The 26,003-nt window shown below is 70.0% G+C and carries 31 protein-coding genes; 11 read left to right on the top strand and 20 right to left on the bottom strand.

What is annotated here, in order from left to right; genetic code table 11:
- Position 1: 1 nt before the first annotated feature.
- The 3 genes from NO364_RS01730 (at position 2) to NO364_RS01720 (ending at position 3,247) form a co-directional block, all read left to right on the top strand.
- Complete coding sequence (locus NO364_RS01730) at positions 2–883, top strand: SDR family oxidoreductase (RefSeq protein WP_257628374.1); 882 nt, start codon at positions 2–4, stop codon at positions 881–883.
- A 78-nt stretch (positions 884–961) separates the two neighbouring features.
- Entirely contained in the window at positions 962–2,119 is a 1,158-nt protein-coding gene (locus NO364_RS01725) for a DHH family phosphoesterase (RefSeq protein WP_257628373.1), read from the top strand.
- Positions 2,120–2,158: 39 nt separating this feature from the next.
- Positions 2,159–3,247 carry an aldo/keto reductase gene (locus tag NO364_RS01720; protein WP_257628372.1) on the top strand — a complete coding sequence of 363 codons (1,089 nt, stop codon included), beginning with the start codon at positions 2,159–2,161 and terminating at the stop codon, positions 3,245–3,247.
- 48 nt (positions 3,248–3,295) lie between these two features.
- Here NO364_RS01720 and NO364_RS01715 read toward each other — a convergent pair whose 3' ends face one another.
- Positions 3,296–3,466: an HVO_0758 family zinc finger protein gene (locus tag NO364_RS01715; protein WP_199243761.1), complete on the bottom strand. Its 171-nt coding sequence runs from the start codon at positions 3,464–3,466 to the stop codon at positions 3,296–3,298.
- Between the two features lie 100 nt (positions 3,467–3,566).
- On the opposite strand from NO364_RS01715, the gene NO364_RS01710 reads away from it, so the two are divergent.
- The 3 genes from NO364_RS01710 (at position 3,567) to NO364_RS01700 (ending at position 5,820) form a co-directional block, all read left to right on the top strand.
- Positions 3,567–4,658, top strand: a complete 1,092-nt coding sequence (locus tag NO364_RS01710) for a glycosyltransferase family protein (protein ID WP_257628371.1) — start codon at positions 3,567–3,569, stop codon at positions 4,656–4,658.
- Positions 4,658–5,140, top strand: coding sequence for a DUF7109 family protein (locus NO364_RS01705; RefSeq protein ID WP_199243800.1), 483 nt, complete (start codon positions 4,658–4,660; stop codon positions 5,138–5,140). Before NO364_RS01710 ends, NO364_RS01705 begins: the two co-directional genes overlap by 1 nt.
- 80 nt (positions 5,141–5,220) lie before the next feature.
- A complete protein-coding gene (locus NO364_RS01700; RefSeq protein ID WP_157689082.1) occupies positions 5,221–5,820 on the top strand; it encodes an NUDIX hydrolase in 600 nt (199 codons plus the stop codon).
- A 10-nt stretch (positions 5,821–5,830) separates the two neighbouring features.
- Here NO364_RS01700 and NO364_RS01695 read toward each other — a convergent pair whose 3' ends face one another.
- From NO364_RS01695 to NO364_RS01685, 3 genes are read right to left on the bottom strand one after another with little or no spacing between them, the layout of a single operon-like run.
- Complete coding sequence (locus NO364_RS01695) at positions 5,831–6,385, bottom strand: Hsp20/alpha crystallin family protein (protein WP_257628370.1); 555 nt, start codon at positions 6,383–6,385, stop codon at positions 5,831–5,833.
- Positions 6,382–6,540, bottom strand: a complete 159-nt coding sequence (locus NO364_RS01690; RefSeq protein ID WP_199243762.1) for a DUF7559 family protein — start codon at positions 6,538–6,540, stop codon at positions 6,382–6,384. Before NO364_RS01690 ends, NO364_RS01695 begins: the two co-directional genes overlap by 4 nt.
- 58 nt (positions 6,541–6,598) lie before the next feature.
- Complete coding sequence (locus NO364_RS01685; RefSeq protein WP_257628369.1) at positions 6,599–6,757, bottom strand: hypothetical protein; 159 nt, start codon at positions 6,755–6,757, stop codon at positions 6,599–6,601.
- 286 nt (positions 6,758–7,043) lie between these two features.
- On the opposite strand from NO364_RS01685, the gene NO364_RS01680 reads away from it, so the two are divergent.
- A complete protein-coding gene (locus NO364_RS01680; RefSeq protein ID WP_157689088.1) occupies positions 7,044–8,765 on the top strand; it encodes a radical SAM protein in 1,722 nt (573 codons plus the stop codon).
- Here NO364_RS01680 and NO364_RS01675 read toward each other — a convergent pair.
- From NO364_RS01675 to trpC, 9 genes are read right to left on the bottom strand one after another with little or no spacing between them, the layout of a single operon-like run.
- Positions 8,762–9,730, bottom strand: coding sequence for a hypothetical protein (locus NO364_RS01675; RefSeq protein ID WP_257628368.1), 969 nt, complete (start codon positions 9,728–9,730; stop codon positions 8,762–8,764). The two genes, NO364_RS01680 and NO364_RS01675, sit on opposite strands and share 4 nt — an antisense overlap.
- Before the next feature lie 42 nt (positions 9,731–9,772).
- Positions 9,773–10,177: a TRAM domain-containing protein gene (locus NO364_RS01670; protein ID WP_157689092.1), complete on the bottom strand. Its 405-nt coding sequence runs from the start codon at positions 10,175–10,177 to the stop codon at positions 9,773–9,775.
- A 52-nt stretch (positions 10,178–10,229) separates the two neighbouring features.
- Complete coding sequence (locus tag NO364_RS01665) at positions 10,230–10,880, bottom strand: YkgJ family cysteine cluster protein (RefSeq protein WP_157689094.1); 651 nt, start codon at positions 10,878–10,880, stop codon at positions 10,230–10,232.
- Between the two features lie 36 nt (positions 10,881–10,916).
- A complete protein-coding gene (locus NO364_RS01660) occupies positions 10,917–11,690 on the bottom strand; it encodes an MBL fold metallo-hydrolase (RefSeq protein ID WP_257628367.1) in 774 nt (257 codons plus the stop codon).
- Between the two features lie 4 nt (positions 11,691–11,694).
- On the bottom strand, positions 11,695–12,870 hold the full coding sequence (locus tag NO364_RS01655; protein ID WP_157689098.1) for a 3-dehydroquinate synthase II: 1,176 nt from the start codon (positions 12,868–12,870) through the stop codon (positions 11,695–11,697).
- Positions 12,871–12,915: 45 nt separating this feature from the next.
- On the bottom strand, positions 12,916–13,707 hold the full coding sequence (locus NO364_RS01650; RefSeq protein WP_157689100.1) for a 2-amino-3,7-dideoxy-D-threo-hept-6-ulosonate synthase: 792 nt from the start codon (positions 13,705–13,707) through the stop codon (positions 12,916–12,918).
- Between the two features lie 27 nt (positions 13,708–13,734).
- A complete protein-coding gene (trpA, locus tag NO364_RS01645) occupies positions 13,735–14,574 on the bottom strand; it encodes a tryptophan synthase subunit alpha (protein ID WP_257628366.1) in 840 nt (279 codons plus the stop codon).
- A complete protein-coding gene (gene trpB / locus NO364_RS01640; RefSeq protein WP_157689104.1) occupies positions 14,574–15,821 on the bottom strand; it encodes a tryptophan synthase subunit beta in 1,248 nt (415 codons plus the stop codon). Before trpB ends, trpA begins: the two co-directional genes overlap by 1 nt.
- Entirely contained in the window at positions 15,818–16,573 is a 756-nt protein-coding gene (gene trpC, locus NO364_RS01635; protein ID WP_257629135.1) for an indole-3-glycerol phosphate synthase, read from the bottom strand. Before trpC ends, trpB begins: the two co-directional genes overlap by 4 nt.
- A gap of 105 nt (positions 16,574–16,678) precedes the next feature.
- On the opposite strand from trpC, the gene NO364_RS01630 reads away from it, so the two are divergent.
- Positions 16,679–17,119, top strand: a complete 441-nt coding sequence (locus NO364_RS01630) for an MGMT family protein (RefSeq protein ID WP_257628365.1) — start codon at positions 16,679–16,681, stop codon at positions 17,117–17,119.
- A 15-nt stretch (positions 17,120–17,134) separates the two neighbouring features.
- On the opposite strand, the gene NO364_RS01625 is transcribed toward NO364_RS01630, so the two are convergent.
- Together NO364_RS01625 and lonB are read right to left on the bottom strand one after the other, a co-directional pair.
- Positions 17,135–17,884, bottom strand: a complete 750-nt coding sequence (locus tag NO364_RS01625; RefSeq protein ID WP_257628364.1) for a CPBP family intramembrane glutamic endopeptidase — start codon at positions 17,882–17,884, stop codon at positions 17,135–17,137.
- A 2-nt stretch (positions 17,885–17,886) separates the two neighbouring features.
- Positions 17,887–20,154, bottom strand: a complete 2,268-nt coding sequence (lonB, locus tag NO364_RS01620) for an ATP-dependent protease LonB (protein WP_257628363.1) — start codon at positions 20,152–20,154, stop codon at positions 17,887–17,889.
- Between the two features lie 166 nt (positions 20,155–20,320).
- On the opposite strand from lonB, the gene NO364_RS01615 reads away from it, so the two are divergent.
- Together NO364_RS01615 and NO364_RS01610 are read left to right on the top strand one after the other, a co-directional pair.
- Positions 20,321–20,836, top strand: a complete 516-nt coding sequence (locus tag NO364_RS01615; RefSeq protein WP_157689112.1) for a nicotinamide-nucleotide adenylyltransferase — start codon at positions 20,321–20,323, stop codon at positions 20,834–20,836.
- A complete protein-coding gene (locus tag NO364_RS01610; protein ID WP_257628362.1) occupies positions 20,833–21,594 on the top strand; it encodes an SAM hydrolase/SAM-dependent halogenase family protein in 762 nt (253 codons plus the stop codon). The genes NO364_RS01615 and NO364_RS01610 overlap by 4 nt, the downstream gene beginning before the upstream one ends.
- A 16-nt stretch (positions 21,595–21,610) precedes the next feature.
- On the opposite strand, the gene NO364_RS01605 is transcribed toward NO364_RS01610, so the two are convergent.
- Both NO364_RS01605 and NO364_RS01600 read right to left on the bottom strand, forming a co-directional pair.
- Positions 21,611–22,513 carry a glycosyltransferase family 2 protein gene (locus NO364_RS01605; protein ID WP_157689116.1) on the bottom strand — a complete coding sequence of 301 codons (903 nt, stop codon included), beginning with the start codon at positions 22,511–22,513 and terminating at the stop codon, positions 21,611–21,613.
- Between the two features lie 127 nt (positions 22,514–22,640).
- Positions 22,641–23,345, bottom strand: coding sequence for a class I SAM-dependent methyltransferase (locus tag NO364_RS01600; RefSeq protein WP_157689118.1), 705 nt, complete (start codon positions 23,343–23,345; stop codon positions 22,641–22,643).
- Between the two features lie 146 nt (positions 23,346–23,491).
- Here NO364_RS01600 and NO364_RS01595 point away from each other — a divergent pair, with 146 nt between their 5' ends.
- Positions 23,492–23,764, top strand: a complete 273-nt coding sequence (locus NO364_RS01595) for a winged helix-turn-helix transcriptional regulator (RefSeq protein WP_257628361.1) — start codon at positions 23,492–23,494, stop codon at positions 23,762–23,764.
- Here the strand turns inward: NO364_RS01595 and NO364_RS01590 are convergent, their stop codons facing one another.
- Genes NO364_RS01590 through NO364_RS01580 form a run of 3 tightly spaced genes read right to left on the bottom strand, consistent with a single transcriptional unit; the run spans position 23,765 to position 25,958 of the window.
- Complete coding sequence (locus tag NO364_RS01590; protein ID WP_157689120.1) at positions 23,765–24,163, bottom strand: DUF7575 domain-containing protein; 399 nt, start codon at positions 24,161–24,163, stop codon at positions 23,765–23,767.
- A gap of 46 nt (positions 24,164–24,209) precedes the next feature.
- The gene (locus tag NO364_RS01585) at positions 24,210–24,890 is read right to left on the bottom strand and encodes a type I 3-dehydroquinate dehydratase (protein WP_157689122.1); all 681 of its coding nucleotides are present in this window, start codon (positions 24,888–24,890) and stop codon (positions 24,210–24,212) included.
- A gap of 3 nt (positions 24,891–24,893) precedes the next feature.
- A complete protein-coding gene (locus NO364_RS01580) occupies positions 24,894–25,958 on the bottom strand; it encodes a DNA-methyltransferase (RefSeq protein WP_257629134.1) in 1,065 nt (354 codons plus the stop codon).
- Positions 25,959–26,003 lie beyond the last annotated feature (45 nt).

Raw genomic sequence — 26,003 nt, 5'->3', positions numbered from 1 at the left:
CGTGCGAGTCGCCATCCTCGGGTGTGGATACGTCGGGCTCCGCCTCGGCCGCCGGCTGACCGACGCGGGTCACGACGTGGTCGGTGTCCGCCGCTCGGACGACGGCCTCGCTGCCATCGAGGACGCGGGATTCGAGGCAGTCCGTGCCGACCTGACGGACGCGGCGTCGCTCGCGTCGGTCCCCGATGCCGACTGGCTGGTGTACGCCGCGAGCGCGGGCGGTCGCGGCGCCGACGCCGCACGGACGGCGTACGTCGACGGGCTACGAACGGTCGTCGAGACCTTCGGCGACCGTGCGTCGTCACCGGATCGACTGGTGTACACGTCGAGCACCGGCGTGTACGGCGATCACGAGGGCGACTGGGTCGACGAGTCGACGACGCCCGACCCGGCCACGGAGCGACAGCGCGTCCTGCTGGAGGCCGAGCGGATCGCCCTATCGGAGGCGGCCGACCGGGGAATCGACGGGACGGTCGTCAGATTCGGCGGGCTCTACGGTCCGGATCGGTACCGGATGGACCGCTACCTCGACGGCCCGGTGACCGACGGCTACCTCAACTCGATCCACGGTGACGACGCGGCGGGCGCCGTGGCCCACCTCCTGACGGCGGACGTGGCCCGCGGCGAGGTGGTACTCGCCGTCGACGACGAGCCGGTCTCGAAGTGGGAGTTCGCCGACTGGCTGGCCGAGGAGTGTGGCGTCTCGCCGCCCGAGAAGTGGACCGTCGCGGAGCGGGCGGCGGCGGAAGGGTCGGTGAGCCGTCGCGCCCGGGCCAACAAGCGGTGTGCCAACGACCGACTCCACGAACTCGGCTACGATTTCCGCTATCCGACCGTTCGGGACGGCTTCCGGCCGGCGATTCGGGCGTTCCGCGGGGAGTGAACGGTCCCCCGGATCGAGTCGGGAGCGATCCGACACAATAGGAGAATACTCTTGTCATTCGACTCTGTCGGAGAGGGTATGTCGGTCGCACCCGCGGAGGTCGTCGAGCGAGCGGTGGCGTTCGCGCGGTCCCACCCGGAGTTGCTGGCCACACTACTGGTCGTCGTCGCCGTGCTAGTCGGCGGGGGATACCTCCTCCATCGCCTCACCCGGTCCGCCGGCGTCCGGTTCGCATCCCTGCTGTCCGACCGCGACGACGTGGTGGTGCTCACGCATCCGAACCCGGACCCGGACGCGATGGCGGCGGCGATGGGCGTCGCCTCGCTCGCCGAACAGGTGGACACGGAAGCGACCATCCGGTTCCCGGGGCAGATCCGCCACCAGGAGAACCGCACGTTCCGGAACGTGCTGGACGTTGATCTCGAACCGATCGAGCGGGTGGATGATCTCGACTCGGAGGCGGTCATCCTCGTCGATCACAACCGCCCGCGGGGGTTCACGGGCGCGGAGGGGGTTCGACCGCTCGCGGTCATCGACCACCACCCCGGCGACGGCCGCGGCGACTCGTTCACCGACGTCCGGACCGAGTACGGCGCCTGTTCGAGCGTGATCGCGGAGTACTTCCGGGACCTCGACGCGACACCGATCCCACCCGATAACCACGAGAGCGAGGTGGACGCGTCGTACGTGGTGCCCTCGCGGGTGGCGACCGGCCTCTTTTTCGGCGTCCTCACCGACACCGGACGACTCACGAACGGGACCATTCCGGCCGACTTCGACGCGAGTTCCTACCTGTCGCCGGGCGTCGACGAGAACCTGCTCGACCGCATCGCGAACCCCCAGGTGAGCGCGGAGGTGTTGGAGATCAAGGCGACCGCCATCGAGGAGCGCGAGGTCAGCGGTGCCTTCGCGATCAGCGACGTCGGGACCGTCTCGAACGTGGACGCGATCCCGCAGGCGGCCGACGAACTCATCCGCCTCGAAGGGGTCACCGCCGCCATCGTCTGTGGCATCCGCAACGGCACGCTCTATCTCTCCGGACGGTCCCGGGACGACCGGGTCCACATGGGCCGGGCCATCAAAGCCGCACTGAACGACGTCCCCGGTGCGACGGGCGGCGGCCACGCCCGCATGGGCGGGGGGCAGGTACCCATCGACGACGGCGACTTCGTCTGGCCGGCGCGACGGGCGACGCTCACCGACCGCCTGCGGCGGGCGCTCGAAGGCGACGTGTGATGGCCCGCCCCTTTTGTTCCGGTCGCGCGTAGCGGGCGCATGGCGACTGCACGCGGCACCTGGGGGTATCGGGACCGCTTCGGCGACGATTTCGGCCGGACCTACTTCCGCCGGTTCGGCCCCGGCGTCGTCTCGAGCGTCGGTCTCGGCACCTATCTCGGCGATCCGACCGAGACCGTCGACGGGGAGTACGAGCGGGCGCTGGTCGCCGGCCTGGAGGGCGGGTGCAACGTCGTCGACACCGCGTCGAACTACCGGTGCGGGCGGAGCGAGCGCGTGGTCGGGCAGGCGCTGGAGCGGGCCGACGTCGACCGATCGACCGTCGTCGTCGCGACCAAGGGGGGGTTCCTCCCCTTCGACGGCGCCCGACCCGACGACCCGGCCGGCTACCTCAGGGAGCGGTTCGTGGACGACGGCCCGGTCGACCCCGCGGACCTCGCGGCCGGCCAGCACTGCATCGCCCCCGAGTTCGTCGACACGATGGTCGACCGTTCGCTCGACCGACTCGGCGTCGAGACGGTCGACTGCTACTACGTCCACAACCCCGAGACACAGCTCCGGATCCGCTCGCGCGAAGGGGTGTACGACCAGCTCGAAGCGACGTTCGAACGGCTGGAACGACGGGTCGATGACGGCGACATCGGGGGGTACGGCGTGGCGACCTGGGAGGCGTTCCGCCGACCGCCGGACCACGACAGCCACCTGTCGCTCCCGACGGTGATCGAACGCGCTCGCCGCGCCGCGGAGACGGTCGGGCGGGAGGAGTGTGGGTTCGTGGCGATCCAACTGCCCTTCAGCGCCGTCATGGCGGACGCGTTCACGACGCCGGCCCACGAGTTCGAGGGGGAGCGACGGTCGGCCCTGTCGGTGGCACACGCACTCGACGTCGACGTCTTCACCAGCGCCAGCCTCGCACAGGGCGACCTGGTGCGCGGACTGCCGGCGGGCGTCGACGCCGAACTGGGCGGCGACACGCCCGCCCAGCGGGCGATCAACTTCGCACGGAGCGCTCCCGGCGTGACCTGTGCGCTCGTCGGGACGAGCGATCGGGACCACGTCGCCGAGAACGTCGCCGCGGGTACGTTCGATCCGCTCGGTGCGCGAGCGTTCGACGCCGTCTTCGAGTGAGGGAGTCGGCAGGGGATCGATCCGGAACGGGGGGCGAGGACCGCGTGACTACCGCAGGTCCTTCCACTCCCGCCCACACTCGGGACAGGACCGGACGGCGAACACCTCGTCCGGATCGTCCCGCTTTTTCAACACCTTCTCGCACTCCGCGCAGGTGAGCCGCTCGTAGGTGTCCTTGACGAGTTCGCCGTCACGGAGCCCCTTCCGGGTCGATTTCATGTCCCAACCTTGGAGTCCCCTGTTTAAAAAACGATCCGGCCACCCCGTGGGTGTCACGACACCCGCGGGCTTTTGTCCACGCCGTTCCGAGACGCGGGTGATGGAGTACGTCCAGGAACGCGTGACGACGCTCCACGACCTGACCGACCCGACGCCGGCGGCGCCGACGGACCGGGCGACGGTGGTCGTCCCGATGACCGAACGCGAGTACGCCGGGCTGGCACCTGATCGCGTCCTCTCGGAACTGGAGCGGGTCGATCCGGCGCGGGTCGTCGTCCCGCTCCGAGCGCCGGGCGACCGGGTCGGCCCCTTTGCGGACTGGCTCGCCGACTACGACCTCACGCTGTCGGTCCTCTGGTGCAACGGGCCGCGACTGGAGGGGCTGCTCGACGACCACGGCCTCGACGGCGAGGCCGGGAAGGGCCGGGACGTCTGGCTTGGACTGGGACAGGCCCTCGACGGGAAGTACGTCGTCGTCCACGACGCCGACACGAAGAGCTACTCCCGGGCGGACGTGGCTCGCCTCCTCTACCCGCTCGCCGAGGGCTACGACTTCTCGAAGGGATACTACGCGCGGGTCGAGAACGGCCGGCTCTACGGCCGCCTGTTCCGGCTCTTTTTCGTCCCGCTGGTGCGTGCGCTCCAGGGGAGACGGGACGCGGCCGTGTTGCGGTACCTGGCGTCGTTTCGGTACGCGCTGGCCGGGGAATTCGCGGCGACGACGGCGCTGGCGGAGCGCCTGCGCACCCAGCGGTCGTGGGGGCTCGAAGTCGGGACCCTCGGTGACGCCTTCGAACACGCCGGCTTCGCGGGGAGCGCACAGGTCGACCTCGGGACGTACGAACACGACCACCGTGCGGTGAGCGGCCCGACCGGCCTCTCGGATATGAGCCGCCACGTCGGCGCGGCGCTCTTCCGAGCGGTCGCCGACCACGGCGTCGATCCCGACTACGGGTCGCTGCCCGACCGCTACTGCGAGGCCGCCCGCTCGCTCGTCCGGAGCTACGAACTCGACGCAGGGTTCAACGGGCTCGGGTACGACCGGGGGGACGAACTCGAACAGGTGGAGACCTACGCGGCGGCCATCGAACCACCGGGACCGGACCGCCGGCTCCCGGCGTGGGCCGACGCGCCGATATCGCCGGCGACCGTGGCGGAAGCCGCCGAGGCCGACCTGGAGGCGGCCCGATGATCCCGACCGACACCGGCGACGAACTCGCCGGCGTCGCGGACCTCTTCGGGGCGGTGACCCGCGCGGAACTCGAGTGCGCGCTCGGCGAACTCGCTTTCAAGCGTGGGGAGACGGTCGACGACGACGCGGCGACCGACGCCGTCGACGCCGCCGTCGAGAACTACTACCTCGTCGCCCTCGAACGCGAAGGGGACGAGCCGCCGCTGCTCGCGCCGGGGCCCGCGGCGTTCCCCGCGCTCCCCGAGGGGGCCGAGGATCTGCCACACATCCTCGATATCCCCGACCGGGAGCCGGACCGGGAGTCGCTCGTCGAGGCCGCGGAGCGTCGGTTGCGTGCCGACGCCGCCGGTGCGGTCGACGACGGCGACGCCGAGCGGATCGAACGGCTCCTCGACGTGAGCTACGATCTGGAGACGTGGGGCGGGGTGGACGTCGGCGACGTCCGCGCTCGTCTCGACGACGCGGCGGCGAACCACAACTGAAACCACCCCTCCGGGCGTAGGTGGGGGTGAGCAGCCGGAACCCACGATAGAGACACACCACACGACCCATCACCATGCGCATGGACCTGTCAGCCGTCGCCGACCACGCCCCGCAGACCATCGACGGCGCCGGGCGCGAGGCCGCGGTCGTCGCGCCCGTCGTCGACCGGAGCGACGGCGACGCCCTCCTGTTCACCAAGCGCGCCGACCACCTCGGCGAGCACGCGGGACAGATGAGTTTCCCCGGCGGCGGTCGCGAACCGAGCGACGCCGACCTCGAGGCGACCGCCCGTCGCGAGGCCAACGAGGAGATCGGTCTCGAACCCGGCGAGATCGACGTCGTCGGCCGTCTCGACGACATCCCGACCGTCAGCGAGTACGCCGTCCGCCCGTTCGTCTCGCGGGTGCCGGATCGCACGTACGTCCCCGACGAACGGGAGGTCGCCGAAATCGCGATCCTACCGGTCGCGGAGCTCACCGATCTCGACAACTACGCATCCGAACGCCGGGATCATCCCCACTACGGGGAGATCCGTCTCCACTTCTTCCGGGTCGACGACTACACCGTCTGGGGCGCGACCGGCCGGATGCTCGTCCAGTTGCTGGAACTCGCGACCGACTGGGAGATGCCACCCGACGTCGACCGGGTCGTCGGCCCCGACGCCGACTTTCCGGTCTGACCGCCGACCCTCACTCGTCCTCTGCGTCGTCCGTTTCGTCGGCGGCGTCCGTTTCGTCGGCTTCGTCCGTTTCGTCGGCGGCGTCCGCTCCGTCGGCTTCGTCCGTTTCGCCGGCGGCGTCCGTTTCGTCGGCGGCGTCCGTTTCCTCCGCCTCCGCCTCCGACCGGACCGCCACGTCCGTCCCGTGTGCCCGCTTCGGCACCTCGACGCGGAGCGTTCCGCTGTCGCTCAGCGTCGCCGACGCCTCGCCGGCGTCGACGTCGGCGTCCGGCGGCAGGCGCGCACGACCGTCGAGCGAGAGGCCCCGCCCCGGGAACCGCATCTCGAAGCCCTCGTGGAAGTCGCGGAACCGGTCGAGACGAACCTGCACCTCGCCCTCGACGTAGCGCACCTGCACGTCGCTCCGGGTGACGCCCGGCGCGTCGAAGACGACGAGGTAGGCGTCCTCGGATTCGAGCACGTCGTAGGAGAGCGGTCGGCGCTCCTGGACCTTCCCGACGCCACGTCCCACCCGTTCGAGGACGGCGTTCGCCGCCGACTTGCCGAACTCCTTGAACCCGGTCATAGTTCGATCTCTTCCAGACAGTCGGTCCCCCCACAGAGCGGACAGGAGAGGTCGGCGACGGTGTGGTCGTCGGCGATGTCGTAGGTGTAGTGGTTCTCGAACATGTCGAGTTCACAGTCGTCGCTGGTACACTCGAGCTCCTTCGTGGCGGGCATGGCCGGAGGTAGTGCCGCGACCGGCATAAGTGGCGTGGAGGCGGGGGCGGGCCGGCGATCAGCGGTCGGCCAGGTCCCGGAACGCGTCCCGGAGGTAGAGCACCGACTCGTGGCGGTCGGCCTTCTCCGTCGCCGCGAGGACGACTAGGGATTCGGCACTCGGAGACGTATAAAAGAAGGTGGATGGACGATACAGGAAGGAAGACAGAATCACCAAGAGGCCGAGCAGGACACAGGAGAGGGTAACGGCGCCCCGCAGGGACCGGCGCCAGTCGAAAGCGACCCAGAGACGGACGAGAAGCCGGCGGCGAGCATCGGCATGAACGGGCGTAAATCGAAGATCAACGTGACCGCGAGCCACCCCACCACCGCCACGACCGTCGCCACCCCGAACTGCACCCGATCCGACACGAGTCGCATGAGGAATATCACCCGCGAGTGACGCCTTAAATCCGGCGCCGGACACGAACACGGTTTTACGCGTCGGCCGCCAACTCGCCCCTATGACCGACCCCGCTGATCTCACCGTCACCGTCGTCGACGGCTACGTCGACGAACCCGCACACTTCGGGGTCCCGCCGTACGTCTCGACGTACCCCCGCTTCACCGCGGGGGCGCTGGTCGATGCCGGCGTGCCCGCCGGATCGATCACGTACCACACCATCGACGAACTCCGCGACGAGCGGCGGAAGTGGGCCGACGTCGCCGACGCCGACCTGGTGATCTACCTCGGCGGCATGACCGTCCCCGGGAAGTACGTCGGCGGGACGCCCGCCGAACCCGACGAGGTGCGGGAACTGGCCTGGACCGCCGACGGGACGACGCTGATGGGCGGGCCCGTCCGCTTCGGCGTCGGCGAGGAGAACGCCGGCGCCCAGGAGATGGAGCGCAAGGATCTCGACTACGACTTCGTCGCCAAGGGCGACGTCGAGGCGGCGGCCCACGACCTCGTCGAAAGCGGATTGGAGGGCTTCGGCGACCGCATGCGCGACAACGAGGAACTGGACCGCTGGGCCGCGAAGGGGGCGTTCGTCGTCGAGGACCACCCCAATCATCCGGACTACCTGATCGCCGAACTCGAAACCTCCCGCGGCTGCGCGTACCGCTGTTCCTTCTGCACCGAACCGCTGTACGGCGATCCGGGCTTCCGGTCGGCCGAGTCGGTCGTCCGCGAGGTCGAGGCGCTGTACGAGCGCGGCGTGCGGCACTTCCGCCTGGGCCGCCAGGCCGACATCCTCGCGTTCGGCGGCGACGGCGAGGCGCCGAACCCCGACGCGCTCCGCCGGCTCTACGCGGGCATCCGGGATGTCGCCCCCGACCTGGAGACGCTCCACCTCGACAACATGAACCCGGTCACCATCGTCGACTATCCCGAGAAGTCACGGGAGGCGATCCGGATCATCGCCGAACACAACACGGCGGGCGACACCGCGGCCTTCGGCCTCGAATCGGCCGATCCCGTCGTCCGCGAGGAGAACAACCTGCTCGTCTCGGCCGACGAGTGTCTGGAGGCGGTTCGCGTCGTCAACGAGGAGGCGGGCTGGCGGCCGGGCGACGACCCCGACGACGCACCCACCGTCGGCGAGTCGGCGGCGGATCGCCTGCCGAAGCTCCTCCCGGGGATCAACCTCGTCCACGGCCTCCAAGGCGAGCGCCGGGAGACCTTCGAGCACAACAAGCGCTTCCTCCAGCGCGTCTACGACGAGGGGCTGATGCTCCGCCGGATCAACATCCGGCAGGTGATGGCCTTCGCGGGGACGGAGATGAGCGACACGGGGGCGGACATCGCCCGCGACCACAAGGAACTGTTCACGGAGTACAAACGCGAGGTGCGCGAGGAGATCGACCGCCCGATGCTCCGCCGGGTCGTGCCCGCGGGGACGGTCCTGCCCGACGTCCACCTGGAGTACCACCAGGACGGCAAGACCTTCGGCCGACAGCTCGGCACCTACCCACTGCTCGTGGCCGTCCCCGGCGAACGCGAACTGGGGACGACCCTCGACGTCGCCGTGGTGGATCACGGCTACCGGTCGGTGACCGGCGTCCCCCACCCGCTCGACCCCAACGCGGCGTCGATGGACGAACTCGAACTGCTGCCGGGGGTCGGTCAGTCGACCGCGGGCGACATCGTCGTCAACCGACCCTACGGCTCGATTGCGGATCTGGACCGCGAACTCGGGGTCGACCTCTCGGCGTTCGCCTCGGTCGCGGAGTCGGCCGACTAGACGACGTACTCCCCGAGGTCGACGGCGTACCACCGGGCCTCGTAGTTGGCGTAGTCGACCCGCTCCGGGGTGTCGGCGTCGGGCGTCGTCGCGACGCCGTCGCCGTCGCCCGTCACCCGGGTCGGCGGCCGACCGAGCGCCCGCTGGACGCCGGCGTAGGCCTCGGAGTAGGGCGCACACTCTTCGTACTCGTCGTCGATGGCCGTCTCGACGATCTCACGCTGTTCGGGCGAGAGGCCGTCGAGGTCGGTTCCGTACCGATCGAGGACGACGGACGCGAACCCCCCGGGGCCGTCCGCGAGTTCGCGCACCTCGATCCGCCGGGTTTCGACGGTGACCGACTCCCGGCCCTCCAGACCGAACCGGAACGCGCGACCACCGATCCGGAGGACGTCGTACGCGGGGTCGGGGACGAGTTCGGACCGCGCCTCGGCCTCGTCGTCCGGGTACGTGAGGACGCCGCCGAGGCCGACGGCGCGGGCGCGGTCGAAGCGCTCGATCTCCTGGGTGCGCGGGAAGCCCAGTCCCGCGTAGAGCGCGGCCCGGTCGACGGCGGGCAGGTCGTCGAACGCCGCGATCCGGCGTTCCGCGCCGTCGGCCGTCGCACCGTCGGTGTCGAGCGTGAAGCGGTAGCCGGTGCGTTCGGTCGTGGCGACGACGGGCGTCTCGACGGCGACGTACGCGCCGTCCACGACGACGTACTCGACGCCGGAGCCGGAGAAGGGAGTGCCTTCGGCGGTGATCGTCGGCGATTCGTCGCGCCGGGCGGCTCGAACGGCGGTCCGTTCGGGCGGCGAGAAGGTGTCGAGTGGCTCGCTCGCCCGCTCCGCGATCTCGGCGTCGGTCACGGGTCGCAGTCGGAGGCTGGCACCGCGGGAACAGTCGGTGCCGAAGCCGAAGCCGAAGCCGGAACAGCCGGCCGTCGCGAGCGCCGGACCGGTAGAGAGGAGGGCACGTCGGTACACACGGGACTCTCGACCGTGCGGCGACAAGGGCCTTGTGTCGGCCTAGAAGTCCTCGTCGATGATCTCGCCGACCGCGAAGTTCGACTTGACCTCGGTGATCTCGATCTTGACGCGTTCGCCGATCTCGGCCCCGGGGACGATGATGACGTAGCCGCGCTCGACCCGTGCGATGCCGTCGCCCTGTTTGCCGATGTCCTCGATCTCGACGTACCGGATCTCGCCACTCTCGACGGGTGGCTGGGGTTCCGACGACGGCGCGTCGGTCGACGAGTCCTCGTCTTCGGCCGACTCCGTTCGCTCCCGAGAGATGAGTGCGACACGGTAGGTCTCGTCGGGGTCGATCGACCCCGTCTCGATCTCGCGTTGCGGTACCTCGATCACGTACGTGTCGTCCTCCGCCCGTACGCGCTCGCTGAACAGACACAGCAGTTTATCTGAGATCTCCACAATCTAAACCTCCATGCGGTTCTGTGGCGGAATCGTTAAAGGTGTATCGCCGTCATCGAGACCGTCCGTCGGGCGTTTTCGCCCCTTCGGAGTCGTGGACGACGACCTCGCCCGGCCCGGTCTCGACCGGGGTGTAGGCGTCGCGGACGTCGATGGCTTCCGTCAGTTCGCGGATCGCCCGTTCCTTGAGCGCCGCGGCCAGATCCTCGGCGTCCGCACGCGAGACGTCGCGGCCGAGACCCTCGCACTCGTGGGCGCGGACCATCCCCGCCTCGTCGACGGCCTCGCCCATCGGTTGGCTCGTCCCGCCGAGCGCGACGCTGAACGGGTAGGTCTCGCAGATCAGCGGCCGGTCCCCGTGGACGGTACACCGCCCCTCGCCCTCGCGCTCCTCGTAGAACGTACAGTCCCCGCAGGCGTCGGTCGCCAGAGCCCACTCGAAGGTCTCGCCCTCGGGGCCGTCCGGCCCCTCGGAGAGCCCGTAGGGCATCGGCCGCGCCACGTCGCGCCAGTCGTAGTCGGTCGCCGCCTGCAGATCCCGCACCTCGTCGGGGAACACCGTCGCGGTGTGTGGGTCGTCGTCGTCCGCCTTACAGCACGCGCCACACCGGGTACACTCGAAGCCGATGGACTCGATGGCGTCGGCGAGGTCGCTCACGTCGAGGGCCCGCGCCCGTTCGAGTTCGGTTTCGAGCGGGTTCATACCCCCGCTGGGGGATGGAGGGGAAAAACGTCGTCGCTACCGGGGGGCGACCCGGTCGGTCCCGGCGTCGAACCGAACCCGGCCCTCGACGGCGAGTTTGTCGAGGTGGGCACGGACGGTGGCGGCCGCGAGGTCCCGGTAGTCGCCGAGTTCGCGGTCGTAGGCCGCGCTCACCACCGCGTCGACCGACTCGGCGCCGGCGCGGACGGCGCGTTCGATCCGTCGCTCGCGGTCGAGGCGATGGAAGTAGAGTCGGGTCAGGGTCGCCCGCGGATCGTCGATCACCGGGCCGTGTCCCGGGTAGAGGCGGAGCGGGTCGCGGGCGAGGAGTCGACGGAGGGCAACGAGGTACGCCCGCAGGTCGCCCTCGGGGGCGGCGACGGCGACGCTCCCGGTGGCGACGGCGAGGTCGCCGGAGACGACGCCGGCGCCGGTCGCGAAGGCGACGTGGTCGGGGGCGTGCCCCGGCGTGTCGAGGACGGTCGCGTCGCCGACGCGGTCACCCTCGGCGAACGTGCGGTCGGGGGCGCGGCCCGTCGCGGCCTCGAACCGCGCCTCGCGCCCGCGGCGGGCCCAGACGGTCGCGCCCGTCTCGGCGGCGTACGCGGCGACGCCGCCGACGTGGTCGGGGTGGGCGTGCGTGACCGCGACGTGAGTCACCTCGCGGTCGGCGACGGCGGCGTCGAGGTCGTCGGTGCGCCCGGCCGGGTCGACGAGGACCGCGCCGGCCGGCCCGTCGAGGAGGTAGGCGTTCGTCCGACCGCCGGGGGCCGAGGTGTCCGTCGGAACCGGGACCCGCGTGACCGTCACGGCGTCACTTCTCGATGATGCTCTCCTCGACGGTCTCGCCGAAGTGGCGCGCCCCGTCGCCGTAGTGGAGGAGGATCTCGTCGCCGGCGTCGAGGTCGGTGACGGCGGTCCGCCCCTCGCGGGTGTGGACCTTGATCGTCTCGGCGTTCTGGAGCAGCGTCTCGACGCGGTCGACGCCCTCCTCGGTCTCGACTTCGGCCTCCACGCGGAACATGGGCCGCTTTTCGATCTTGACGCGCCCGACGACGGCCTCGCGGGTGTCGCCCTCGACGTCGACCACCTGCACCTCGTCGCCGCTCGCCAGCTCGGAGAGGTACTGCGTCCCGCCGCCGGGCGTACGGACGTACGCGTGGACGGCGCCGGCGTTCACCCGGAAGGGCCGCGAGGCGACGTAGGGCGACTCGGCGGTCTCCGCGTGGACGAAAAAGAGCCCGCGGGACATCGACCCGACCAGCATCCCCTCGGATCCCTCCATGAGCGAGCCGGTATCGACACAGACGCGGTCGGCCATGCCCGTCCGCTCGACGTCGGTCACTTCGGCGTACTCCAGGTCGAGGTGTTCGCGGTCGGCGGCGTCGCGGACCTCGCAGGTCTCGCGGATCTCGTCCGGGTCGCCCGAGTCCAGCAGGACGCCGTCGGCACCGATCTCTAGCGTCTCGAAGGCCGTCTGGGCCTCCTCGGCGGTCGTGACGCCGGCGATCAGTTCCGTCTCCTCGCCGATGCGGGCGATGAGGTTCTCGAGGGGGATGATCGTCCAGTCCTCGCCGACGACGAAGGTGTAGTCGGCGTCCTCGGCGGCCGCCTCCGCGAACGTCTCGTACTCCTTGCCGAGGATGCGGACGTAGGCGCCCCGCGTCGACCCGTCGTCGCGGCGAAGCGTCGAGAGGTCGGCCGAACCCGAGAGGTCCGGCGGGAGGTCGACCGTGCCGTCGCCCTCGCCGTTCTTGCCCACGACGTAGGCGTCGGCGACGGCGCCCTCGTCCTCGGCGTCCTCGACGAGGTCCGCGTCCGAGCGGAAGGCCGCCACGTTCACGTCGCCGAGTTCGCGGACCCGCGCCACGTCCGTCTCGTCGACGAGCACCCAGTCGACGCCGGCCTCGAGGCCGGCGGTGATGCGTTCCGTTCGTGACTCCCAGTCGCCGACCGTCCCGTCGGCTTTCAACCACACGCTGCGTGTCATTACCCCCACCAGAACGGGACCGGGCTTCAACGTGGCGACTGGGGGCTAGGCTTCGAGCAGACCGCCGCGCCGGAGCGCCTCGTCGACGTTCGCGTCGTCGTGGATGACCGCGGCGATGGCGCGCGTGATGGCGCCGGGGTCGTCGTGCTGGAAGATGGAGCGACCCATCGAGACGCCGGCGGCGCCGCCGTCCATCGCGCCCCGGACCATCTCGACGGTCTGACGGTCGGTGCCGCGGCTCCCGCCGGCGATGACCACCGGCAGGCGCGACCCCGCACAGACGGGGGCGAAGCTGTCGCCGTCGCCGCTGTAGCCGGTCTTGACCACGTCAGCCCCGAGTTCCTCCGCGAGACGGACGGCGTGGGCCAGCGCCTCGGGGTCGTCCTCCTCGATATCGGGGCCGCGGGCGTAGGCCATCGCGAGCGTCGGCACGCCGAGTTCGTCGGCGCGTTCGGTCACCCGTGCGAGGTCGGTCATCTGCTCCGGTTCGTACTCGGAGCCGACGTTGATGTGGAAGGAGACGGCGTCGGCGCCGGCCCGGAGTGCCGCCTCGACCGTACCGGTGCGGCGCTTGTCGGACTCGTCCGGGCCGATGTTCGTCGAGCCGTTGAGGTGGACGATGTAGCCCGATCCGTTCTTGCTGTCGTGGACGCGGGGGGCGATGCCCTTCTGCGTGAGGACGGCGTCAGCCCCGCCGTCCGTGACCGCGTCGATGGTCGATTCGATGTCGACCAGTCCCTTGACCGGCCCCATCGTGACGCCGTGGTCCATGGGGACGATCAGGTAGCGGTCGTCCGTCGAGATACGCCGGAGGCGCGCTCGTGTTCCCGTGTTCATCGATATGTTACCCTGTACCAGTGGCGCTTATGTACGTTCCGGATGCGGACGTTCGTTCCCCGACGCCCCGCGGAGCGCACCCGCCTTGAGTTCGCGGGCCTTGCCCTCCAGGCGGCTCGCGACGGTCACCGCCGGATCGCCGCGCTCGACGCCCTGGGCGACGATATCGACGAGCGCGGAGCCGACGATGACGCCGTCGGCACCCGCCTCGACGACACGCTGGGCGTGCTCGCCCGTCGAGATGCCGAAGCCGACGGCCTTCGGGACGTCCCACTCGGCGACCCGTTCCAGGCTCTCCGCGGCCCGATCCGAGAGGTTCGTGCGGGCGCCGGTCGTCCCGAGTCGCGCCTGCACGTAGACGTAGCCCGACACCTGGGACATGATGCGCTCCAGACGTTCGCCCCGGGTCGTCGGCGCGACGATGAAGACGAGTTCACAGCCGTGTTCGTCGCAGGCCTCGCGGAGCGGTTCGGCCTCCTCGGCCGGCAGGTCGGGGACGACGAAGCCGTCGATGCCCGCCTCGGCGGCCCGGCGGACGAAGTCGTCGGGGCCGCCGCCCTCGCCGAACTGGTAGATCAGGTTGTAGTAGGTCATACAGACCAGCGGCACGTCGACGGCGAGGTCCTCGACGAACTCGAAGTAGCGGGTGGGCGTCATACCGGCCTCCAGGGCGCGGACGATGGCGCTCTGGATTGTCGGCCCCTCGGCGATGGGTTCGGAGAAGGGAAGCCCGAGTTCGATGACGTCGGCGCCGCCGCGTTCCAGCGCCTCGACGTAGGCGAGCGAGGACTCGTAGTCGGGGTCGCCGGCCGCGAGGTAGGGGACGAACGCGGGGCCGTCAGCGAACGCCTCGGCGATGCGGCTCATCAGAACCCCCCCGTCGACTCGAAGGTGTCCATGTCCGGGGCGCCCTCGATGTCGCGGTCGTGGGTCTCCTCGAGGACGGTTTCGAGGTCCTTGTCGCCGCGACCCGAGACGTTGACGAGGATCACCTCGCCCAACTCCTCGTGGTGGTCCTCGACGTAGCCGAGGGCGTGAGCGGATTCGAGCGCGGGGATGATCCCCTCGAGTTGCGAGAGGCGATGGAAGCCCGCGAGCGCGCCGTCGTCGCCGACGTTGACGGCGGTGACCCGGTCCCGGTCGACGAGGGCGGCGAGTTCGGGGCCGACGCCGGCGTAGTCGAGGCCGGCCGAGACGCTGTGGGACTCCATGATCTGTCCGTCCCCGTCCTGCAGGATGCGGGTGCGGGAGCCGTGGAGGATGCCCTCCGTGCCCGTCGAGAGCGTCGCCGAGTTGGGGGCGACGCCCTCCGCTTCGTCGACCTCCAGACTGCTGCCGCCGGCCTCGACGGCGTAGAGGTCGACCGACTCGTCGTCGACGAACTCGGCGAACAGGCCCATGGTGTTCGACCCGCCGCCCGCGCAGGTGAGCACCGAGTCGGGGAGGCGACCCGCCTTCTCCCGGGTCTGCTCGCGTGCCTCCTCGGAGATCACGCGCTGGAAATCACGGACCATCGCCGGGAAGGGGTGGGGACCGACGACCGAGCCGATGACGTAGTGGGTGTCCTCGACGTTCTCCGCCCAGTCGCGCATCGTCTCGCTGATGGCCTCCTTCAGCGTGCCGCGGCCGACGGTCACCGGGGTCACCTCGGCGCCGTTGAGGCGCATCCGGAAGACGTTGGGGCGCTGGCGGTTGATGTCCCGGCGGCCCATGTACACCTCGCAGGGCATCCCCAAGTGGGCACACGCCATCGCCGTGGCGGTGCCGTGTTGCCCGGCGCCCGTCTCCGCGATGATCCGGTCTTTCCCCATGTACTTCGCGAGGAGGACCTGACCGAGCGCGTTGTTGAGTTTGTGGGCGCCGCCGTGGAGCAGGTCCTCGCGTTTGAGGTACACCTCGGCGTCGTAGCGCTCCGAGAGCCGATCCGCGCGCTGAAGCGGCGTGGGCCGGCCGCCGAAGTCGGCCAGCCGCTGCCGGAACTCGTCCATGAATCCGTCCTCGTTGTCGAGGACGTACCGCTCGTACGCGTCTTCCAGTTCCTCGATGGCGGGCATCAACGCCTCGGGAACGTACTGTCCACCGTACTCGTCGAACTTGCCTGTGTGAGAACTCATGCTGAAGTCAATCGCCGCACGTTCGCTGTCACGTCACCGTCCATGATCGCACTCCCGATCAGCAGGGCGTCGGCACCCGCCTCGCGCATCCGCCGGACGTCCGCGACCGACGCGATACCGCTCTCGGCGATCAGCGTCACGTCGTCGGGAACCGAGGGCGCCAGGGACTCGAAGGTGTCGAGGTCGACTTCGAGTCGCGCCAGGTCGCGGTTGTTGATCCCGATCAGGTCCGCACCCGCCGAGGTCGCCCGGTCGAGTTCCGCCCGCGTGTGGACCTCGACCAGCGGCTGGAAGCCACGCTCCCGTGCCGCCGCGACGAGGGCGGGCAGGTCGTCGACGAACCGCGCGATCAGCAGGACGACGTCCGACTCCACGACGTCGAGTTGGGCCTCGGTCAGGATAAAGTCCTTGCGAAGCACTGGCACGTCGACCGCCGCCCGGATCCGCTCCAGTGACGCCGGCGACCCGCCGAAATGCTCGGGTTCGGTCAACACCGACAGCGCCGCCGCGCCGCCGTCGACCATCGCTCGCGCGAGGTCGACCGGGTCGTCGTCCCGCCGACCGTCGGTCGTCGGACTGGTCGGTTTCACCTCCGCGATCACCGGCACCCGGCCGTCGGCCTCGGCGGCCGCGAAGGCCGCCGGGACGGATCGGGCCTCGACCGACACGCGCTCCTCGCCGCCGCCCCGGTCGCGGGCGGCCGACAGGATCGACCGCACCGCGGGCGCCAGTTCTTCACCATTAGCGTCCATCATTGTACACTAACGGACGTATTTGCACATAAGGCTTGCGTCCCACGGCGGCGGCGGCGCCCGCCGACGGCAACCCATATGGGCCGCGCTGCCCTCCGATCGACCATGGAAGGACTCTACGCACGCGACGCGCCGACGCTCGGGCGGGCGATCCAGGTGGGGCTGGCCGGCGACCGCGTGATCAGCGTCTCGTTCCCCGAGACGGTGCCGGCGGACGCCGATCCGGACCACCCGCTGCTCGATCGCGTGTTCGCCTACCTCGATGGGGCCGAGGACCACTTCGACGACGTCGAGGTGGCGCTCACCGTCCCGACCGAGCAACGGACGGTGCTCGAGGCGGCGCGCAACGTCCCCTACGGGGAGACGGTCAGTGTGTCGCGGCTGGCGCGACTGGCCGGCCTCGACGACGAGGCGGACGATCTCGAGGCCGTCCGCGCCGCGCTTCGGGAGAACCCGGTACCCCTCTTCATCCCCGACCACCGGATCGAGGGACCGGGCGCGACGCCGCCGGCGGTCGCGGAGCGCCTCCGCGACGTCGAGGCCTGACCGCGCGACCGACGGCTACCGACCGCCGCCGACGAACTCCAGCGTGTTCACCAAGTAGTGGGCGATCACGACGGTCACCAGGCTGTCGGTCAGCACGAAGGCGACGGCGAGGACGAACCCGAGCGCGCCGGAGACGACGATACCGAGTCGGCCCTGGGCGCCGTGGCCGAGGGCGAACGCGACCGAGGAGAGGCCAGCGAGCAGCCACGGGGAGAGTTCGAATCCCGTCGCGAAGGCGCCGATCAGGACGCCCCGGAAGAGGAGTTCCTCGAACCCGGCGACGAGCGGCAGGACGACTCCCAGGAGCCCCACCCAGCCCACGGTCGTCTCGGGGGTCATCGCCCGCCTGAGTCGCTCGGGATCGCCGAGTTCGAACCGGTCGGTCAGCCGCGAGCCGACGGCGTTGACGACGTGGAGCGCGACGCCGAGGGCGATGCCGCCCAGTATGTCGGACCGCGCGAACGCGTCGGCCGCGAGGCCGACGGCCGCGGCCGGGACCCCCGTCAGCCACGCGCCGACCACCAGAAGCGACGCGAAGGCGCCCTGCGAGAGGACGACGTTCGCGAGCAACGTCGGCGTCGAGGGCGCGGTGGGTCTGCGGAGGGTCGCGCTGGGCGGCGGGTCGGTCGGCGCCTCGACGACGCGGTCGGTGAGGGTCGCGGGAAACTCGGGCGCACCGAGCGTGTCGGCGGAGGCGCGAGCGAGAACGAGCAGGCCCACGAGGACGACGCCGACGAAGCCGGCGAACGCCGCCCACTCGGGCACGTCTACTGCGGGCTAGGGCTGCTCGGGCCCTGACTGACGCTCTGCTTGTCGAGCGCGGAGCCCGTGATCGTCTTGAGACGGTCGACCAGCGAGTCCTTCTCGGGTTCGCCTTCGAGCGCGACGTCGAGGACCTCGCTGATGTGGCTGACCGGGATGATCTCGATCATCTCCTCGTACTCGTCTTCGATCATCACGTCCTGCATGTTCGCCTCGGGGATGATGACCCGGTCACAGCCGGTCTTGGCGGCGGCCTCGATCTTGTGGGTGACGCCGCCGACGGGGAGCACGTCGCCCCGGACCGAGAGCGATCCGGTCATCGCCAGCGACTGGTCGACACCCACGCCTTCGAGGGCGCTGATGACCGCGGTGGCGACGGTGATGGAGGCGGAGTCGCCGTCGACGCCGCCCTCGCCCGCCTGCACGAACTGGATGTGGATGTCCTTCTGGGTGATGTCCTCGTCGGAGAACTTCTTGATGATGGCCGAGACGTTCGACACCGCCTCCTGGGCCATCTCCTTCAGTTGGCCGGTGGCGATGACCTCGCCCGGCCCCTGGGAGGGCGTCACCTCGGCCATCACCGGGAGGACGATACCGGAGTCCTCGCCCATGACGGCCAGGCCGTTGACGCGACCCGTGACGTAGCCGTCGCTGACCTGGAGTTCGTAGTCCTTGCGCCGCTGGATGTAGTCGTCCGCGAGCTGCTGTTCGATGCTCCGGGAACGACCCTTCGCCTGCAGGATATGCTCCCGGGTCGTGTACTCGGCGTCCTCGGCACGGGCGATGTCACCCGCGACACGGACCAGTCCGCCGAGGTTCCGGAGTTTGAGCGTGAGGTGGCCCTTCCGGCCCGCACGGCGACGCGCCTCGAGGATGACCTCGCCGATGGCGTCGTCGGTGAAGTGGGGCAGGCGGCCGTCCTTCTCCACTTCCTGAGCGATGAAGCGGGCGTACTTCCGACGCATCTCCGGGGTGTCCTCGATGGTGTCGTCCATGTACACCTCGTAGCCGTACCCCTTGATCCGCGAGCGGAGCGCGGGGTGCATGTTCTCCATGGCGTCGAGGTTCCCCGCGGCGATCATGACGAAATCACAGGGGACGGGCTCGGTCTGGACCATCGCGCCCGAGGAGCGCTCGGACTGGCCGGTGATGCCGAACTCGCCCTCCTGGATCGCCGTCATGAGGTGCTGTTGGCTCCTGACGTCGAGCGTGTTGATCTCGTCGATGAACAGCACGCCCTTGTTGGCCTTGTGGATGGCACCGGGTTCGACGCGGTCGTGGGACGGCGTCTCCATGCCGCCGGACTGGAACGGGTCGTGGCGGACGTCGCCCAGGAGCGCGCCGGCGTGAGCACCGGTGGCGTCCTCGAAGGGCGCCGTCTGCTGGTCCGCGGTGTTCACGATGAGGTTCGGGATCATCGCGTCCGAGCCACGGGAGCCGTAGCGGAAGGCGAGGTAGATGATCCCCGCCGCGAGAATGCCGAGCAGGATGTTGCCGGCGATGATGAGGGAGTACCCCAGCACGATGGCGATGATGATCCACATCAGGAAGGAGCGCATCTGGTTGCGCTTGCGGGCCTCCTCCTTGTGGGCCTCGACGATCTGATCGCCCTTCCCCGAGGGAACCGTTCGTACCTTCGGTTCGTTGCCGTCGTCGGGGTTGTGGTAGACGAGAACGTCCTGCAGTTCCTCCTTCGGAAGCAGTTCGCTCATCGCCTTCGCGAGCATCGACTTGCCCGTCCCGGGCGAGCCGATCATCATGACGTGGCGGCGCTGTTTGGCCGCCTTCATGACGACGTCGCGGGCGTGTTCCTGCCCGATCACCTGATCGACGAGGCGATCGGGGACCTTGATCTCGGCGGTCGAATCGATCTGAAGGCCACCGAGGAGGCTCTCCTCGGCATCCTCGTCGATTTCGGCGTCGATCTCGACGTCGCTGCCGAGGTCGTCGATGGACCGCTCGTCCGACTCGTCGGTCGGCGCGTCGGCCTGACCGTTGCCGGATCCCGGTCCATCGGTCGGGACAGGGACGTCGTCTTCCCAGTCGTCGGCCCCGCCGGACTCGTTACGGGAGGGATCCGGATCGACCCGGTCCTCGCTGTCACCGGACTGCGTCCGGTTGCCCGAGGAGCGTTGCTCCTCGCCGTCGCCGGCTTTGCCGGCTTCCCGAGGGATCTCCGATCCCTCGCCGTCGTCGGACGCAGTCCGACCGTCCGAGGAACCGCGCTCCTCGTCGTCGGGGGGGCGCTCGTCCGTGTTCGTGTCGTCGTTCATAGAACGGTGTCGTTGATAGATTTGAAGGGTGCGCAACTGATATACTTTCTCCCCCCAATCTCAGCGACGAAGTACGGGGATCCGGCGCGACAATCCGTCTGCGGACGAAATACGGCCCGTTCGCCGACTCGTCGATTTTATAAACGCGCGTGTGCACGTCGTCACCATGCGGGGGTTCTACATCGGCCGGTTCCAGCCGTACCACGACGGCCACCATCGAATGGTCCGAGAGATCGTCGCGGAGGTGGACGAAGTCGTCCTCGGGATCGGCTCCGCCGGCCACTCCCACTCGCGTCGCAACCCCTTCACCGCCGGCGAACGCGTGATGATGGTCACGAAGTCCGTCGCGGAGTTCGACTGTACGAGCTACGTCGTCCCCATCGAGGACCTCGACCGGAACTCCGTCTGGGTGAGTCACGTCCAGAGCATGTCCCCCTCTTTCGACGTGGCGTACTCCAACAACCCGCTGGTCATCCAGCTGTTCGGCGAAGCCGGCGTCGAGGTCCGCCAGTCGCCCATGTTCAACCGCGACGTGCTGGAGGGCGCGGAGCTCCGGGAACGGATGGTCGAGGATGGCGAGTGGCGCCACCTCGTCCCCGATCCGGTGGTCGAGGTGATCGAGGAGGTCGACGGCATCGAGCGGATCCAGCGCCTGAGCGAGACCGACGCCAACGGCGCATGATCACGCTCGCCTCCGATTTCGGCTCGCCGTACCCCGCCGCGATGCGGGGGGTCATCTGCCGGCGGAGCGGCGCCCGCCTCGTCGACGTGACCCACGACCTGCCCCGGGGTGCCGTCCGGGAGTCGGCGTTCTGGCTCCGGGAGACCCTGCCGACCTTCCCGCCGGCGACCCACCTCGCGGTGGTCGATCCCGGCGTCGGCACCGACCGGGGCGTCCTGGTCGGCCGGGCGAACGGCCACGCGTTCGTCGGCCCGGACAACGGCCTCCTGGTCCCCGCCGCGCGGCGGATCGCCGACGACGACGGGGTCGACTGGTTCCACGCCGACCCCGGCGACCCGGCCTCCAGTACGTTCCACGGCCGGGACGTGTTCGCGCCGCTCGCGGCGACCGTCCACGACGTCGTCAGGTCGCGAGGGATCGGTGCACTCGACGCCCACGAGCGCCTGTCGCCGGCCGACCCGACGACCGTGGACCTGCCCGAGGCGACCGTCGAGGCCGGCGACGCGTCGGGGGAGGTCCTCGCTGTCGACGACTTCGGGAACGTCGTCACGAACGTCCCCGGAACGTTCCTCGACGGCCGGGAGACGGTGACGGTGAACGGCGACCGAGTGCCCGCCGTGGAGACGTTCGCGTCGGTCGCCCCGGGCGATCCGCTCGTCACCGTCGGCAGCCACGGCTACGTGGAGTGTGACGTGAACCGGGGACGGGGGGACGAACGGTTCGGCCTCGGGGCCGGCGACGCGGTCCGTATCGCCTGATCGAGCGCCCGAGGACTCAGCGCCAGTCGTATCGCGCGACGGCGCGGTCGGAGCGATCCGAGACGCCGTGGGGGTTGCGGGCGGGTGACCGATCCTTGACGCGGGCGATCAGCCCGTCCGCGGCGCCGCGGGCGACGCCGCCGACGACGGCGCGGCCGGTGGCGAACCACTCGGTCGGGTCGAGGTCACCGCGGAGGACGTCCCGGCCCGCCGAGACGGCGTCCCGGACGGCGCGGCGGGTCGTGCCGGTCGCCACGGCCGGCCGGACCCCGTAGTTCTTCACGAGGCGGTAGGCCAGCGCCCGGAACTCGGCGCCGCGGTCGTCGGTGGCGACGCCGCCGTCGGCGGAGTACTCCCGCCGGACGCCCATCCCGGGACGCCAGGCGACGTCGTAGTCGAGGGCTGCCAGTCGGTGGGCGGCGTCGCGGTCGCCGCCGGTTTCGAGGTACTCGTCGAAGCCGTCGAGCGCGTCGACGACCCGTCGCCGGAACGCGACGTTGCCGCCGTTGAAGTACGTCACCTCGCGGGAACCGACCGTTCGGCGCTCGGACTCCTCGGTCGTCATCCCGCCGCCGAGGGTCCGGTGGGTGGGGCCGGTGACGACCGGCGCGTCGGCCAGGCCGTCGCGCAGGCCGTCGAGCCACGACGACTCGACCACGAGGTCGTAACGGAGAAAGGCGACGACGTCGCCGGTGGCGGCCTCCAGACCGGCGTTGCGGGCGACGTTCTCGGTGCGGGTCGACACCTCGACGAGGACGTCTACGTCGTCGCGGTCGCGAACCATCCCGGTAGTGCCGTCCGTCGACGGCCCGTTGACGACGACGATCTCCGCGTCCGGGACGAGGGCCGCGAGGGTGTCGAGGCCCGCCGCGAGGTGGTCCCGGCCGTTGAGTGTCGGTATCACTACCGAGAGCTCCATATCCGGTCACACCGCCTCCGAGACCATAACGATTCCCACTCGGCTCATACTGTTTATCGTAAGTCAGTACCGGTGGTTCACCAGGACGGTCCGGCGAACCACCGGTGAACAGTTACAATAATCGGTATCAGACGTGGGCGTTCCAGTAGGAGACCGAGGCGAGGTGGTCGCCGATCGGCGTGTCGCCGACGGCGGTGTCCGCGGACCGGAAGGCGCCGGCCAACTGGTTGGGGATCTTCCGGTAGAACCCGTAGGGAAGGACGAAGTCGTGGTTCGCGTCGGCGAGTTCCAGTCCCGCCCCGTCGATGAGTCGTTCGACCTCCTCGCGGCCGTAGAGCCGCGAACCCATCGGGAGCAGCCAGTTGTAGAGGACCCGCGTACTGCGGTCGTTGAACGTATCGAAGAACACTTGCTCTTTCGAGACGCGACACATCTCCGCGAGGAACTTCGCCGGCGTGTCGGCGAGGTGGAAAAAGCGCATCGCGAAGACGGTGTCGAAGTGATCGTCCGGGAAGGGGAGTCGCGCCGCGTCGCCGCGCAGGAACTCGATGTGATCGGCGACGTCCGCCGCCCGGGCCTTCTCCCGCCCCTGTGCCAGCATCGCCGAGGAGATGTCCAGACCGACGATGTCCGCCCCGCGCTCGGCCAGCATGACGGTGAACCGCCCCGTCCCGCAGGCGATCTCGAGCACCCGCCGATCCTCGATGGGGCTCAGCGCCTCGAGGACGGCCCGTTTCTCCCGGCGGTCGATCAGTCGCCCGCCGCGCGAGAAGCGCTTGGCTTCGTACGCCTGGGCGACTTCGTCCGTCTGGTACCACTCCTCTCCTTTCACGTCCCGCGTCTCTTTGCCCGAAGATTAAAACCGTACTGGATGCGGGCGCGACCGTCGTCCGTGGTAAACAATGTCATATAAGGTATCTCCGGAATATGCACGCATATAGAGATAACCTTTACCACTACCGACGGGGAGGAACGGGTATGAGCACCACTGCGGCAGACTCCGTCGGCGACGACCGGCTGACCACCAGCGAATACCGCGAGCGGCTTCGGGAACTCCCCCCGAGTGCGAAACTCGTCGCCAAGGTGCTAGAGAGCGACTCGCCGCTGTCGCAGGGCCAACTCGCCGAGGAGTCGCTGCTCCCCGACCGGACGGTTCGGTACGCGCTGAACCGGCTGGAGGAGTCCGACATCGTCAGCTCCCGGTACAGCTTCAAGGACGCCCGCAAGCAGGTCTACTTCCTGCGGACGTAGTCACTCCTCCTCGGTTCGCGACCCGGCACACCACGGACAGAAGGAGAGATCCGGGTCCAGTTCCCGACCACAGGACGGACACGGGACGGTCGGCCCGTCGGCGTCGACGGCCGTCGGTCCCCGCTCCCGGCGCGCGACGGCGTACGTATCGGCCGTGTTCATCGCGAGGAGCGCGACGATCGGTCCGGTCACCCGGAGCGGCAGCGTCGAAAGCGTCGCCGTCTCCGGGTCCGCGAAGGCCGCGACGAGGATCAACCCCGTCCCGAGGACGAAGGAGAACCACGCGAACGCACGTCCCCACTCCCGGAGATAGGCGTGGCCCGCCCCGGCGACGCCGACGGCGGCGCCACAGACGCTGATCGCGACGGCGACGAGGGTCCGCCGTTCCACGTCGATCATCTCCTTCCGCACTCGGCGCGCCACTCGTTTATACTCTCGGCCGGCATCACCGGCCGCCGAGTCGTTCGATCAGCGTCGAAAGCGTCGCCAGGTCGTACTGCCCCGGCGCGGTGGCCTCGGCGGGGTCGACCGGTGCGTATCCGATCTTCGAGCCGTAGAGGGGGGCGACCGCACGGGTGTGCCGTCCGGCCTCGCCCATCGCCATCGTCGCCACCCGGTCGCCGCGGGCCGTCGCCGCGTGGGTGGCCGACAGGACCGTCAGGGCGTCGTTCCGGTCGGTGGCCGTCACCGCCGCCTTCCCCACGTCGCCCAACTCAGCCGCCGTCGCGAGCAGGTCGTCCAGCCGCGACTCCGAGGGCGTCCCCTCGAAGTCGTGGACCGAGGCGACGACCGCGACCCCGCGGTCGCGTGCCGTCGCCGCCACGGTCGAACCGGGCGAGCCCCGGAGGCTCGACACCTCGACGTCGATCGCTTCCACCGCGTCGTAGCCGCTCGCCGTCTCCAGGACGTCGAGACGCTCCCGTTCCGAGCCCTCGGCCTCGCCGCCCTCGGCCGGATCGCGGTTCGTCGCGATGATCGGCAGGTCCCCGTCGTAGGCGTCCAGAGCGGCCAGTGGGTCCGTCGCGAGGTCCATCCGGAACTCCACGGCGTCGGCGTGGGGGCGGGCCGCGGGTTCGTCGTCGAGGTCGGCCGTCGCCGCCGCGAGGATCAGCGAGTCGAACTCCATGGACTACCCTTCGTGACCCGGAACAAAGTCGTTCCCGTCGACGGGGTCGTGGTCCACCCGGTAGCGCCGGCCGTCGGTCCGTGTCCCCGCTTCCACCGCGGAGACGGCGTACAGCCGAATCCGCCGCTCGGCCTTCGTGACGACGCGGAAGTCGTAATGTTCGGCCTCGTACCCGCCCTCCCTGTCGGCCATCGCCGCCCGGTGGCGCGTCAGGCGCTCGTCGACGCGCCGTCGCGAACGTTCGGGCAGGCCGTCCACCCGGTCGTCGAGCGCGGTGAAGAGGTCGCCGTCGAGGTCGTAGCCGACCGAGTCGCGGGCGGCGAGCATGGCCGCGAGCGCCGTCGTCCCCGTCCCCGCGAAGGGATCGAGCACCCGATCACCCCGCACCGAGAACATCCGGATCAGGCGGAGCGGTATCTCGACTGGGAACGCCGCCGAGCGCTCCCGCCGCTCGGTCGCCCCGTTCGCGCCCTGTTCCTCGCCGCGCACCTCCCACAGGTCCGAGAACCACCGGTTGCGCTCCTCCCAGAAGAAGGCACTCTCGTACCGGGTGTCGTCGCCGGGCGGGAACGAGCGGGTCCCACCCTTCCGGAAGAGGAGGACGTACTCGTGTTCGAGGGTGACGTAGGCGTTCGGCGGGAGGGTTCCCGATCCCATGAACTTCGCGAGGCTGTTGGTCGGCTTGCGCCAGAGTACGTCGGGAAGCGGGGTCAGTCCCCGGGAACGCAGGGCGTCGACGATCCGTGCGTGGTTCGGGAACTGCTGGAACTCCCCGCCGATGGATCGGGTCGCGTCGCCGACGTTGATGCAGGCGATGCCCCCGGGCGCCAGGACGCGGTCGAGTTCGTCCCAGACGGCGTCGAGTTGGGCGTGCATGAGTTCGAAGGCGGCGTCGCCGTCGCCCGCGGCGAGCGCCGCGTCCACGTCGGGATCCCGCGCCGCGAAGAGGTCGTCCCAGAGTTCGATCATGGGGTAGGGTGGCGAGGTGACGACCAGCGGGATCGACCCGTCGGCAACCGCGTCCATCGCGGCCGCGTCGCCGACGTGGAGTTCGTGTGTGGTCCGCATCGCCTCCACGTCGCCGCCCCCGGCAGGTATCGGTGTCGGTCGCGG

The organism is Haloplanus salinarum, from assembly GCF_024498175.1.
GTDB lineage: Archaea > Halobacteriota > Halobacteria > Halobacteriales > Haloferacaceae > Haloplanus > Haloplanus salinarum.
The sequence above is the reverse complement of the archived record's forward strand: the minus strand, read 5'-3'. Positions and strand labels throughout refer to the sequence as shown.